Here is a 12,035-nt window from a genome sequence, read left to right on the forward strand (position 1 = left end):
ACCTCGACACGCCGTCGTCAAACGCCTACGGCCTGTGGTTCCAGTACGAAGTACCGGTGCCACAGGCCGCAGATGTTGGACAGTGATCAGCCTTTGAGCGCGCCGGCCATCAGGCCGCCGATGAACCAGCGGCCGAGCAGGACGTAGACCAGCAGCGTCGGGAACGACGTGATCAGGGCGCCGGCCATGCTGGCCGCGTAGTCGACCTTCTGGCCACCGGCCAGCGCCGCCAGGCCGAGGGTGACCGGGCCGTTGTTCTGCTGGGTCAGGAACAGCGCGAACAGGAAGTCGTTCCAGACCGAGGTGAACTGCCAGATCAGCGTCACGACGAAACCGGAGATCGAGACCGGCAGGATGATCCGGATGTAGGTCTGGATCAGGCCGGCGCCGTCCACCCGGGCCGACTCGATGATCTCGGTCGGGATCACCGTGGCGTAGTAGTTGCGGAAGATCAGCGTGCAGATCGGGAGACCGTAGATGACGTGCGTGATCAGCAGCGTCGGGATCCCGCGGGTGACGTCCAGGTCCTGGTAGGTCTGCCGCAGCGGCAGCATCACGGCCTGGTACGGGATGAACATGCCGAACAGGATGAACGCGAACACCAGGTTGGCCCCGGGGAAGCGCCAGCGGGCCAGCACGAAGCCGTTCGCCGAGCCGATCAGCGACGCGATGATCGCGGCCGGGATCGCCAGCGAGAGCGAGCGGACCATATACGGCTGCAGGACGTCCCAGGCCTTGCGCCAAGGCTCGACGGTCCAGGTCTCCGGCAGCGACCACTGCGCGGCGGCTGTGGTGTCGCTGGAGGTCTTGAAGCTGGTGATGATCACGACGTACACCGGCGTCAGGACGAACAGCAGGAACAACAGCAGCAGGATGTAGCGAACAGTCCTGCTCTTCCTGGTCGACCCGTCGGCGATCGTGCTGCGCGGCGGCTTCTTGCTGATCGCCGCGGCCGCCTTGCCGGTGGCGGCGGACGCATCCACGACGGTCATTCTTCGTTCTCCTGCCGAACGGTGTAGGCGACATACGGGATGACGAGGACAGCGACGACGGCGAGCAGCACGATCGCGATCGCGGCCGCCTTCGCCATGTCACTGCGGAGCAGCGTGTTCCACATGTAGACCGAGGGCACCTCGGTGCGGAACTGGTTCGGCCCGGTGATCGCGTAGATCAGGTCGAACAGTTTCAGCGACATGTGGCCCAGGATGATGAGCGCCGACAGCGCGATCGGCGACAACTGCGGGAACAGCACGTACCGGTAGAGCTTGAACTCACTGGCGCCGTCCACCCGGGCCGCCTCGCGCAGCTCGCCCGGGATGCCCCGGAAGCCGGCCAGGAACAGCGCCATGATGTAGCCGGACAACTGCCAGACCGCGGGTAACGCGATGGACGCCATCGTCGTCCACCTGCTGCCCGCGGTCCACCAGGGATTCTCCAGGAAATTCAGGTGCAGGATGTCGAACAGCCGGTTGAGGCCGCGCGCGTCGTCACCCTGCGAGGGGTTCAGCAACCAGCCCCAGACGACGCCGGAGGCGATCATCGAGATCGCCATCGGGAACAGGAAGATCGACCGGAAGATGCCTTCGCCGGTGACCCCCTTCTCCAGTAGCAGCGCCCAGAGCAGGCCGAAGATCAGCGTGCCCACGATGAAGGCCACCGTGAGCACGCCGAGGTTCTTCAGCGAGTTGAGGAACCGGTCCTCACCGAACAGGTTGGCGTAGTTCTCGAAACCGACGTGTTTCGTCGGCACCGGGCGGGCGTTGTGCTTGTCCGTCAACGACGTGTTGAACGTCCAGGCGATCAGCCCGTAGACGAAGTACCCGAGCAACAGCACCGTGGGCAGCAGCACCAGCGCCCCTGGCCCCCAGGTGCGGATTCTTCCGTGCATGACTCAGGACTCCCGGTCGAGATCAGTCAGGTTCGGTTCGGACAGCACCGCTCGGTCAGCTCGGCTTCGCCGCGGTGACGAGTGACTTCTGCAGCGTTCCGACATCCAGACCACTGCTGAACTGACCCATCGCCGACAGGATGCTGTCGTTCTGGCCCAGCGTGCAGGCTGCACCGTGCGCGCAGGACGGCACGATGGTCTTGGACTTCCAGTCGGCCATCGCGGACTGCTGGTACTTCGGGTAGTCGGTCGCGACCGCGTCCGAACGGGCCGGGATCGAGCCCTTCTTGGTGTTGAAGGCCTTCTGGCCCTCGGAGCTACCGACCGTCTTCAGCCAGCACTTCGCACCCTCGGGGTCCTGACCACCGGTCGGCAGCGTGAAGGAGTCCGCGAGGAACTGGAAAGTGCCCTCGGTTCCCGGCGACGGCCAGTAGGTGTAGGCCGTGTCCGGCACCTTGTCGGACAGCTGCTGCGCGGCGACCCAGTCACCCATCAGCGTGTAGGCCGACTGGCCCTTGTTCACGTACTGCAGCGCGTCCGGCCAGTCGATGGCCTCGCGGTCGGCGTTGCTGTACGTCAGCACCTTCTTGAACTTCTCCAGCGCGGCGGTGACGTCGGCGCCGGCCATGTCGGTCTTGCCGTTCCACAGCCCGGTGAACTTCTCCGGACCGAGCTCGGCCAGCAGTACGGCCTCCATCACCATCTCTTCGGCGAAGCCCTTGGAGGTGGCCAGCGGAGCCTTGACTCCGGCCTGCTTCAGCTTCTCCATGTCGGCGATCCAGGCGTCGACCGAGGCCGGAGCCTTGGTGGCGTCGATGTTCGCCTTCTTCAGTACCGCCGGGCTGGCCCAGACGACGTTGGCGCGGTGCACGTTGGCCGGCACCGAGTAGATCTTGCCGTCGACGGTCAGGTTGTCCAGCAGGCTCTGCGGGAACGCCTTGTCGAGGCCGAACTCCTTGTAGAGGTCGCTGACGTCGTCGACCTGGGCGTTCTTGATGTAGTCGCCCAGCTCGGCGCCGGCGTGCGCCTGGAAGGTCGACGGCGGCTTCTTGGCCTGCAGGTCGTTCGCCAGCACCTGCTTGGCGTTCGAGCCCGCGCCACCGGCGACGGCGGAGTTGACGAACTTGTAGTCCTTGCACTCGGTCGCGAAGACCGAGACCAGGCCGTCAAGCCCGGCCTTCTCGCCACCGTCTGCCCACCAGGTGAAGACGGTCACGTCCTTGTTGGCCGCCGCGTCCCCACCACTGCCCGAGTCGTCGCTGTTCCCGCAGGCACTGACCGCGAGAAGACCCACGGCACCCACCACCGCGAGGGTCTTGCTCCAACCACCACGCATCTTTTCACTCTCCGATCAGCTCAGGGAGCTGTCTGACAACGAATGCCCCCTCGACGGCCCAACTCTGGGCCGGGGCCGGTCGGGTGTCAACGCTCCGCGCAAGCGCGTTGCGCAGACGTGATCCCTCGTGCACACCTGGTGTGAGAGCGCGTACAAAGCGCTCTTGTAAGGCCAGTACCTGTAGTGGTACTGCGCGTTACGGCCTGAGCAACACCTTGATCGCGCGTCGCTCATGCATCAGCTTGTAGCCCTCGGCCACATCCTCCAGCGGCAACTCCAGATCGAAGACCAGCCCCGGATTGATCGCTCCCGACAGTACGTCCGCCATCAGTTCGGGCAGGTACTGACGCGCCGGAGCCATCCCGCCGGACAGCCCCACGTTGCTCCGGAACATCGTCCGGACCGGTACCTCGACTCCGTGCGGTACGCCGACGAACCCGACCGTCGCGCCGGGCCTGGCGATGTCGAAGGCGGTCTGGAACGACTGGTCGGTACCGACACATTCGAGCACCGCGTCCGCCCCTACGCCTGTGGTCAACTCCAGGACGGCGGCCTTCGCCTCGTCGCCGCGCTCCGGGATGATGTGCGTCGCGCCGAACTGCCGGGCGATCTCCTGCCGCGATTCGTGCCGGGAAAGCGCAATCACCCGCTCAGCGCCCATCCGGGCAGCGGCCAGTACGCCGCAGAGCCCGACCGCCCCGTCGCCGACCACCACGACGGTGTCGCCGGCCTTCACCCGGGCGCACCGAGCCGCGTGCCAGCCGGTCCCCATCACGTCCGACAACGTAAGCAACGATGGGACCAGTGCGTCATCTGGTACGCCGGGAGTCGCCACCAGCGTGCCATCCGCCCAAGGCACCTTCGCGAACTCGCCCTGACCGCCGTCGGCCTTGTCACTACCGATGCCGACGAGGTTCTGGCAGGCCGTCTGGTACCCGGCCAGACAGTTCGGGCAGGTGCCGTCGCTGGCCACGAACGGGGTGACAACGAAGTCACCCGGCTTCACCGTACGGACCTCCGCGCCGACCTCCTGGACGATGCCGACGTACTCGTGGCCGATCCGGCTGCCCGGGGTGATCTTGTTCTCGCCGCGGTACGGCCACAGGTCGGACCCGCAGATACAGCCCGCGACGATCTTGACGACGGCATCCGTCGGCTTCTCGATCACCGGATCCGGCACCTCACTCAGCCGGACGTCGAAAGGCGCGTGGATCGTGGTCGCTCGCATGTCCTCACTTTAAGCACGGACTTCAGACAACGAGGTATCGGCCTCGGCGGTGCACGATGGCTGGGATCTCGTCTGCCGCCAGCTCGACGTGGGCGATCTCCAGCTGGACCTGTAGCGCCCAGCCGACCTCGGGCGGATCCGGCGTGACGAGGCGGCAGCCGGCCCAGGTGGTGACCCCGACGGGCGCCGGCCCCCACTCCGTCTCGGTCCAGTCCATCATCCGGAACGGCCCGCCCGGTGCCGGTGCGACGTACCCGAAGGCGTCGGCGAGCTGCTGGTGCGGGCTGCCGAGCAGGCTCACCACGGCGGTCCTTGCCTTGCACAACGTCTCCCAGAGGTCCGAGTCCGGGTCGATCAGCCCGATCACGAACCCGGGTTCGCCGTCCGCGACGAGCATCGACGAGACGGTCAACCCGGCCCGCTTCCCCTCGTACTGCGTCGTCCACAACCCGACGGGTGACGGCAACCGGCCGCGCAACCGTCGTACCGGGCTCCGCTCCGACTCCGGTGGCAGGAACGGATGATCCCCGTGAATGGTCATGCCTGAACGCTACTCACCCGCACTCGGTCGGGCAGCGTGAAGCCGTCGATCGGATGGGACAGGCCGCTGGAACCGCGCACCGACTCCACCTCGCCGGCCGGGCCGAAGGTGAAGCGGTAGGTCTCACCGAAGGCCCCGTAGCCGGTACCACCGGTGATCCGCAGAGCGTCGCCGTCGGGCTCGAGGATCGTCGGGTCCGCAGCCGGATCGGGCGTACTCGGGTCGATCGCGTAGAGCCGCCCGCCGAGCAGCACGATGTCCATCACGCCCCACAGGTTCGCGTAGCGACCGGTGAAGCGGTCCAGGCCTTGCGCGTCTCCGCGGGGCTTGGCGGAGGCCAGCTCGATCAGCTTGAACGCAGTCTCGGTCAGCTGCCGCGCCGCGCCGTCGATCGCGTTCGTCAGCACCGCCACCGCGATCCGGCGCTCGGCGTCGACCAGCGACAAGGTGATGTGCCCCGGATAGCCGCCGCTGTGCCCGAACAGCTCCCGCTCGCCCACCTTCGACACCATCAGGCCGAGCCCGTACTTCGGCCAGTCGCCCTCGGCCGTCTTCCACAGCGGGTGCTGCATCTGCCGCTTGGACGCGTCGGTCAGCAACCGGTCGTCGCCGGGCAGATGCGCCGACCAGTAGCTCACCACGTCGCTGGCGGTCCCGAAGAAGCCCGTCGCCGACGAGAGCGCACCGGTGTCGATGTGGTCGATCGGCACCCGCTGGTCGGCGTACGCGAGGGAGCTGTAGCCGACCGCGTACTCGCCGGCGCGGTTCGGGTCGAGCTCCGGGCCGAGCCCGGTTAGCCCGAGCTTGTCGACGATCGCGGTCTGCACGAACGCGTTGTACGACGTACCGGCGACTGCCTCGATCACCAGTCCGAGCAGGCCGAAGCCGATGTTGGAGTACTTGAAGCGGTCGTTGTCCGGCAACACCGCCGAGCCCGGCTCCTTGACCACCCGGAGCAGCTGCTCGCGATCCGGGAAGGCCGTCTCGAGCTGCCAGAAATCGGCCTCTTCGCTGTCCCGGATGACGCCGCCCGCGTGGCTGAGCAGATCCCGGATCGTCCGCTCGCCCAGCGGCGTACCGACGATCTCGGTGACGTGCATCGAGACCTTGTCGTCCAGCCGCAGCTTGCCCTGCTCGGCCAGCTGGAGCAGCGCGGTCGAGGTGAACGTCTTGGAGTGCGACGCGATCCGGAACAGGTGCTGCTGGGTCAGCGCGACCCCCTGCTCGAGGTCGGCCTGCCCGTACGCCGCGGAGAACGCGATCGCGTCCTCCGCGAAAACGGCAACCTGAACGCCAGGTATCCGCTGATAGCGCTGGTTGAACGCCAGCCAGCGGTCGTAGTACGCGAGTACTTCCTTCAGACTCTCGGCATCCGGGGCATCAGGCATGACGCCTAGACTGAATGACGCGGAAGCGACTCGCAACGTAGGCGCCGTCCGTGTACGTGGCGTTAGCGGCCGGGTTCGCTCCGGTGCCGTGGAAGTCGCTGAAAGCAGCCGATTGATTGACGAAGACCTGACCGGTCAGGTTTTCCGACAAGGCCACCCCGACGTCGAGCGCCGCGTCCCGGACCTCTTCCAGCACGGCCGCGTCGGTCGAGTACACCCCGGCCGTCATCGCGCCGCCCTCCTCGACCGTCCTCCGGAACAGCTCGATCGACTCCGCGGTCCCACTCGTCCGGACCAGGAAGGACACCGGCCCGAAGCACTCCTTCCCGTAGACGTCTTCGCTCTTCGCGTCGATCGCGACCAGCAGCGGGGTGCGGACGACCGCGTTCTCGTAGGCCGGGTGCGTGATCGCCCGCGACTCCAGTACGACGTCGCCGTACTCCGGGGCGAGGTCGAGCCGGTTGACGACGGCCCGGTTCACGATGCCGCCGAGCAGCTCGACCGCGCGCGCGTCGTCGCCGAGCAGCTTGCTGATCGAGTTCGCGAGGCCGGCGCCGACCTCGTCGAAGGACTTGTGCCCCTCGTCGGTCTCGATGCCGTCGGCCGGGACGAACAGGTTCTGGGTGGTGGTGCACATCTGGCCGGAGTACAGCGAGAGGGTGAAGGCGAGGTTGTTGCAGAGCGCCTTGAACGAGTCGGTCGAGTCGATGATGACCGCGTTCACGCCGGCCTTCTCGGTGAAGACCTCGGCCTGGGTCGCGTTCTGCTCCAGCCAGTCACCGAACTCGGTGCCGCCGGTGAAGTCGATGACCTTGACCTCGGGGCGCAGCGCGAGCGGCTTGGCCAGGCCGTCACCGGGGTGCTCGGCGGCCAGGGTGACCAGGTTCGGGTCGTAACCGGCCTCGGCGAGCACCTCGCGGGCCACCTCGACGGTGATCGCGAGCGGCAGCACGGCCAGCGGGTGCGGTTTGACGACGACCGCGTTGCCGGTGACGAGCGAGGCGAACAGGCCGGGCCAGGAGTTCCAGGTCGGGAACGTGTTGCAGCCGATCACCAGCGCGACGCCGCGGCCGGTGACGGTGAAGTTCTTCTCCAGCCGGATCGGGTCGCCCTTGGCCGGCTTCTCCCAGATCGCGGTCGCCGGGTAGCGGCTCATCTCCTCGTAGGAGTACGCGATCGCCTCCAGCGCCCGGTCCAGCGCGTGCGCGCCACCGGCCTGGAACGCCATCACGAACGCCTGGCCACTGGTGTGCTGGACCGCGTTGGCCAGCTCGAAGACGCGCTTGTGCAGCCGGTCGAGGATCTCCAGCGTGACGCCGGTGCGGGCGTCGATCCCGCCCTTTCGCCAGTCGGTCAGACCCTTTCGGGCAGCCTCCATCAGCTCGTCCAGGCCGCTCTCGGTGGCTCGCGGGTACTGGACGTCCAGCGGGACGCCGTACGGCGACTCCTCGGAGCTGACCGTGCCGGTGGCCCCTGGCGTCTCGAGCGCGTACGTCGTACCGCGGTGCGCCTCGAACGCGGCCTTGCCGTCCTCGGCCGCCGTCTCGCCGTAGACCCGTGGGCTGGGCGACTCCGGGAAGGCAGAGTAGTAGCCACGGCTGCGGATCGCACCAAGAGCGCCGTCGAGCCGTTCGCGGTGGGCTGCCAGCCAGTCAGTAGTCATGTCTGAGATGTTACAGTCCCTGACCAGATCGGGGCTAGAGTGTCACAACCACTCCCTACTTCCGGGTGACCGAATGGGCAACGACGAACTGGCGACCAAGGTCGCAGCAGCGATGTGGGCCGACGATGCGGCCGTTGTGGGCCTCGGGATGCGGCTCGCCTCGGTGTCCGACGGCATCGCTGTGTTCGAGATGAAGGTTCGCGACGACATGGTGAACAGTCATGGCATCGCGCACGGCGGCTTCCTCTTCGCGCTGGCCGACTCCGCTTTCGCCTACGCCTGCAACTCGGGCAACCAGGTCACCGTCGCCCAGGCGGCCGACATCGTCTTCATCGCTCCCGCCCAGCGCGGTGACCTGCTGACCGCCGAGGCGCGGCAGCGGACGCAGTACGGGAAGAACGGGATCTACGACGTGACGGTCCGGCGCGGCGACGACGTGATCGCCGAGTTCCGCGGCCGGAGCCGTCAGCTGTCCGGCACCATCGTCAAGGAGGATTCATGACCCGCGTGGCCTACCTGGTGGACGGCGTCCGCACCCCGATCGGCCGGTACGGCGGCGCGCTCGCCACTGTGCGCCCGGACGACCTCGCGGCGCACGCGCTGCGCAACCTGCTCGCCCGGCACCCGAGCCTCGACCCGGCGACGATCGACGACGTCTTCCTCGGCTGCGCGAACCAGGCCGGCGAGGACAACCGCAACGTCGCCCGGATGGCGCTGCTGCTGGCCGGACTGCCGGACAGCGTGCCGGGCTCGACCATCAACCGGCTCTGCGGCTCCGGGCTGGACGCGGTCGCCGCGGCCGCTCGCTCGATCATTGCTGGTGACAACGAGATCGTGCTGGCCGGTGGCGTCGAGTCGATGTCCCGGGCCCCGTTCGTGATGCCCAAGGCCACGAGCGCGTTCGCCCGGCAGGCGGAGATCTTCGACACCACGATCGGCTGGCGGTTCGTCAACCCGGTGCTGAAGAAGCAGTACGGGATCGACTCGATGCCCGAGACCGCGGAGAACGTCGCCGCCGACTTCTCGGTGTCGCGGGAGGACCAGGATCTCTTCGCGTTCCGCAGTCAGCAGCGTGCGGCCAAGGCGGCAGCGAACGGGCGGCTGGCCGAAGAGATCGTCGCCGTGGAGGTGCCCGGCAAGCGTGGCGCGGTGACGCTCGTGGAGGTCGATGAGCATCCGCGCGAGACGTCGCTGGAGACCCTGGCCGGGTTGAAGACTCCGTTCCGGGATCCCGGAACGGTCACCGCGGGCAACGCGTCGGGCGTCAACGACGGCGCCGCCGCGCTGCTGGTCATGAGCGGCGAGGCGGTCGAGCGGCTCGGCGTCACCCCGCTGGCCCGGATCGTCGCCACGGCGGCAGCCGGGGTACCGCCGCGGATCATGGGCATCGGTCCGGTTCCCGCGACCAGGAAGGTACTGGCTCGCGCCGGCGTCGCCCTGTCCGAGGTGGGCGCGATCGAGCTCAACGAGGCCTTCGCGGCCCAGTCCCTCGCAGTACTGCGTGAACTCGGTCTCCCCGACGACGCGGAGCACGTGAATCCGAACGGCGGCGCCATCGCCCTGGGTCACCCCCTGGGCATGTCCGGCGCGCGTCTCGCCCTCACCGCCGCCCTCGAGCTTCGCCACCGCGACGCCGGGTACGCGCTCGCCACCATGTGCATCGGAGTCGGCCAGGGCATCGCGACCCTGCTGGCCCGGCCCTAGCCACCCCTTCTTTTCTTTGGTTTTGGAAGGTCCTGTGATGACCGAAAGATTTCTCGGTGAGGCCTGCCCGGCCGACCTGCTCGACGACGGCGAGAAGCTGGGCGTCGACGAACTGCGGGCGCGGCAGCTGACCGGCCTGCAGACGACCGTGCGCGCGGCGTACGAGAACGTCCCGCACTACCGCGCGGCGCTGGACGGCGTGGGCTTCAAACCCGGCGACCTGCAGGACTTCTCCGACCTCAGCCGGCTGCCCTTCACCGGTAAGCAGGACCTGCGGGAGAACTACCCGTTCGGGATGTTCGCGGTACCCCGCAAGGAGGTCGTGCGCGTGCACGCCTCCTCCGGTACGACAGGCCGCCCGACCGTCGTCGGCTACACCCGCGACGACCTCGACAACTGGGCGAACCTGGTCGCCCGCTCGATCCGCGCGGCCGGCGGGCGGGCCGGTGACGTCTGCCATGTCGCCTATGGCTACGGCCTCTTCACCGGGGGTCTCGGCGCGCACTACGGTGCCGAGCGGCTCGGCTGCACCGTCGTACCGATCTCCGGCGGGATGACCGAGCGGCAGGTCGACCTGATCCGCGACTTCGGCGCCGAGATCATCATGGTCACACCCTCGTACTTCCTCTCGATCATCGACGAGATGGTTGCCCGCGGCATCGATCCGCACGAAACCACGCTGCGGGTCGGCATCTTCGGCGCGGAGCCGTGGACCGAGCAGATGCGCACCGAGGTGGAGAACAAGACGGGGATGCACGCCGTCGACATCTACGGTCTGTCGGAGGTGATGGGGCCGGGCGTCGCGCAGGAGTGCGTGGAGACGAAGGACGGCCTGCACATCTGGGAGGACCACTTCTACCCCGAGATCATCGACCCGGTCACCGGCGAGGTGCTGCCCGACGGCGAGGTCGGCGAGCTCGTCTTCACCACCTTGACCAAACAGGCCTTCCCGGTACTTCGGTATCGCACCCGCGACCTGACCCGGCTGCTCCCCGGCACTGCGCGGCCCGGGATGCGCCGGATGGAGAAGATCACCGGCCGCACCGACGACATGATGATCGTCCGCGGCGTGAACGTCTTCCCGACCCAGGTCGAGGAACAGCTCCTGCTGGTCGACGGCCTCACCCCGCACTACCTGTGCATCCTCACCCGCCCCAACCGCCTCGACGAACTGACCGTCCAGGTCGAGGCGGCCACCGATCTCCCCGTCTCGTCCTACGCGTCCGCCGCTTTGGCCCTGTCCCGCCGCATCAAAGACCGAGTAGGCGTCACCGCGGCCGTGGAGGTCCTCCCACCGCACGCCTTGGAACGCTCCCTGGGCAAGGCCAAACGAATCCGCGACGACCGCCCCCACTAACCCATCCCCATCCACCCATCCCCCCCTCGCCCCAAAACCCCCGCATCCCCGCTCACCCTCACCCCAGCCGACTCATCATCGGTCCCTTGTGTCCCTCCTCTCGCGCAATGCTCAAGCTGGACGCAAAACGGTGGAGGGACACAAGGGACCGATGATGAGTCGGTTAGGGGTAGAGGTGACTACACGCTTGGGGGAGGGCTAGGCGATCAGCAGTTTGGGGAGGGTCAGCTCGACGCCCTGGCGGAGGTCCTCGAGGGCGCCGGGCTCGCCCGACAGGTTCCTGAGCAGCGCCTGCTGGAAGAGGCCGTCGAACAGGGCATAGGCGTTCGACGGGGAGACGGTGATCGGCCGACCGCTCAGCTCGCCGTACGTCGACACGATCCGCCAGATCATCAGCTCGAGGGTCTTGTCGATCTCCAGGACGTCCGCGCGGAAGTTCTCCTCGAAGAGCGCCTGGTTGCGCAGGTCGTACCAGAGGCGGTGCATCGAGCCGTCCTCGTCACAAGTGGTGGCCAGCGCCTGCGCGAAGTCGGTGCGCAACTGGTCGGCCTCGCGGGCCGTCGCGACGATCTGGTCGTACCGGGTGACGCACTCGGCCTTGTAGAGCTTCACGCAGTACGTGATCAGCTCGACCTTGTCGCGGAAGTAGTAGTGCAGGACGCCGTGCGAGAAGTCGGAGTTCTGGGCGATCTCGCGCAGGCTCGTCCGGGCATAGCCGAGCTCGGACAGGGTGCGCAGCGCGGAGCTCGCCAGCTGGGCGCGACGCTCAGCGAACTTGTCCACCTGGCGGCGCGAGATCCGGTCCGTCACCTCGGTCACGGTCTGCCTCCTGGGGGGTATCTCCTGAAAGTTTAACCTGCATCGGAGATTTTCTTGACAGGTGTCCAAGAAAGTCTTGACGAGTGTCCAGAATTTGGTAACGCTGTGCTC

At 67.5% G+C, this 12,035-nt stretch carries 11 protein-coding genes; 3 read left to right on the top strand and 8 right to left on the bottom strand.

Annotated features, from left to right (window positions below):
• Positions 1-86: 86 nt before the first annotated feature.
• The 7 genes from G3I17_RS31350 to paaN all read right to left on the bottom strand — a co-directional run bounded on the left by G3I17_RS31350 (position 87) and on the right by paaN (position 8,044).
• Positions 87-992 carry a carbohydrate ABC transporter permease gene (locus tag G3I17_RS31350; protein ID WP_164601335.1) on the bottom strand — a complete coding sequence of 302 codons (906 nt, stop codon included), beginning with the start codon at positions 990-992 and terminating at the stop codon, positions 87-89.
• Positions 989-1,888: a sugar ABC transporter permease gene (locus G3I17_RS31355; RefSeq protein ID WP_164601337.1), complete on the bottom strand. Its 900-nt coding sequence runs from the start codon at positions 1,886-1,888 to the stop codon at positions 989-991. The genes G3I17_RS31350 and G3I17_RS31355 overlap by 4 nt, the downstream gene beginning before the upstream one ends.
• Positions 1,889-1,943: 55 nt before the next feature.
• Positions 1,944-3,224, bottom strand: a complete 1,281-nt coding sequence (locus G3I17_RS31360) for an ABC transporter substrate-binding protein (protein ID WP_164601339.1) — start codon at positions 3,222-3,224, stop codon at positions 1,944-1,946.
• Positions 3,225-3,420: 196 nt separating this feature from the next.
• Positions 3,421-4,452 carry a zinc-dependent alcohol dehydrogenase family protein gene (locus tag G3I17_RS31365; RefSeq protein WP_164601341.1) on the bottom strand — a complete coding sequence of 344 codons (1,032 nt, stop codon included), beginning with the start codon at positions 4,450-4,452 and terminating at the stop codon, positions 3,421-3,423.
• A 22-nt stretch (positions 4,453-4,474) separates the two neighbouring features.
• Entirely contained in the window at positions 4,475-4,993 is a 519-nt protein-coding gene (locus G3I17_RS31370; RefSeq protein ID WP_164601343.1) for a flavin reductase, read from the bottom strand.
• On the bottom strand, positions 4,990-6,381 hold the full coding sequence (locus G3I17_RS31375; RefSeq protein WP_164601346.1) for a serine hydrolase: 1,392 nt from the start codon (positions 6,379-6,381) through the stop codon (positions 4,990-4,992). The genes G3I17_RS31370 and G3I17_RS31375 overlap by 4 nt, the downstream gene beginning before the upstream one ends.
• Positions 6,374-8,044 carry a phenylacetic acid degradation protein PaaN gene (gene paaN, locus G3I17_RS31380; protein ID WP_164601348.1) on the bottom strand — a complete coding sequence of 557 codons (1,671 nt, stop codon included), beginning with the start codon at positions 8,042-8,044 and terminating at the stop codon, positions 6,374-6,376. Before paaN ends, G3I17_RS31375 begins: the two co-directional genes overlap by 8 nt.
• Before the next feature lie 73 nt (positions 8,045-8,117).
• Here paaN and paaI point away from each other — a divergent pair, with 73 nt between their 5' ends.
• Genes paaI through paaK form a run of 3 tightly spaced genes read left to right on the top strand, consistent with a single transcriptional unit; the run spans position 8,118 to position 11,105 of the window.
• Positions 8,118-8,546 (top strand): hydroxyphenylacetyl-CoA thioesterase PaaI, encoded by a 429-nt coding sequence (paaI, locus tag G3I17_RS31385; RefSeq protein ID WP_164601350.1) that lies wholly within the window; start codon positions 8,118-8,120, stop codon positions 8,544-8,546.
• On the top strand, positions 8,543-9,748 hold the full coding sequence (gene pcaF / locus G3I17_RS31390; RefSeq protein ID WP_164601352.1) for a 3-oxoadipyl-CoA thiolase: 1,206 nt from the start codon (positions 8,543-8,545) through the stop codon (positions 9,746-9,748). The genes paaI and pcaF overlap by 4 nt, the downstream gene beginning before the upstream one ends.
• Positions 9,749-9,785: 37 nt before the next feature.
• Positions 9,786-11,105 carry a phenylacetate--CoA ligase PaaK gene (gene paaK, locus G3I17_RS31395; RefSeq protein ID WP_164601354.1) on the top strand — a complete coding sequence of 440 codons (1,320 nt, stop codon included), beginning with the start codon at positions 9,786-9,788 and terminating at the stop codon, positions 11,103-11,105.
• Between the two features lie 198 nt (positions 11,106-11,303).
• Here the strand turns inward: paaK and G3I17_RS31400 are convergent, their stop codons facing one another.
• On the bottom strand, positions 11,304-11,924 hold the full coding sequence (locus G3I17_RS31400; protein ID WP_164601356.1) for a TetR/AcrR family transcriptional regulator: 621 nt from the start codon (positions 11,922-11,924) through the stop codon (positions 11,304-11,306).
• Positions 11,925-12,035: the final 111 nt, after the last annotated feature.

The sequence above is a fragment of the Streptomyces sp. SID13031 genome (assembly GCF_010548305.1).
Classification (GTDB): Bacteria; Actinomycetota; Actinomycetes; order Propionibacteriales; family Kribbellaceae; genus Kribbella.

Coding starts and splice junctions, on each gene's coding strand:
- G3I17_RS31350 (WP_164601335.1), bottom strand. CDS start 992: ATGACCGTCGTGGATGCGTCCGCCGCCACCGGCAAGGCGGCCGCGGCG.
- G3I17_RS31355 (WP_164601337.1), bottom strand. CDS start 1,888: ATGCACGGAAGAATCCGCACCTGGGGGCCAGGGGCGCTGGTGCTGCTG.
- G3I17_RS31370 (WP_164601343.1), bottom strand. CDS start 4,993: ATGACCATTCACGGGGATCATCCGTTCCTGCCACCGGAGTCGGAGCGG.
- G3I17_RS31360 (WP_164601339.1), bottom strand. CDS start 3,224: ATGCGTGGTGGTTGGAGCAAGACCCTCGCGGTGGTGGGTGCCGTGGGT.
- G3I17_RS31375 (WP_164601346.1), bottom strand. CDS start 6,381: ATGCCTGATGCCCCGGATGCCGAGAGTCTGAAGGAAGTACTCGCGTAC.
- G3I17_RS31365 (WP_164601341.1), bottom strand. CDS start 4,452: ATGCGAGCGACCACGATCCACGCGCCTTTCGACGTCCGGCTGAGTGAG.
- paaN (WP_164601348.1), bottom strand. CDS start 8,044: ATGACTACTGACTGGCTGGCAGCCCACCGCGAACGGCTCGACGGCGCT.
- paaI (WP_164601350.1), top strand. CDS start 8,118: ATGGGCAACGACGAACTGGCGACCAAGGTCGCAGCAGCGATGTGGGCC.
- paaK (WP_164601354.1), top strand. CDS start 9,786: ATGACCGAAAGATTTCTCGGTGAGGCCTGCCCGGCCGACCTGCTCGAC.
- pcaF (WP_164601352.1), top strand. CDS start 8,543: ATGACCCGCGTGGCCTACCTGGTGGACGGCGTCCGCACCCCGATCGGC.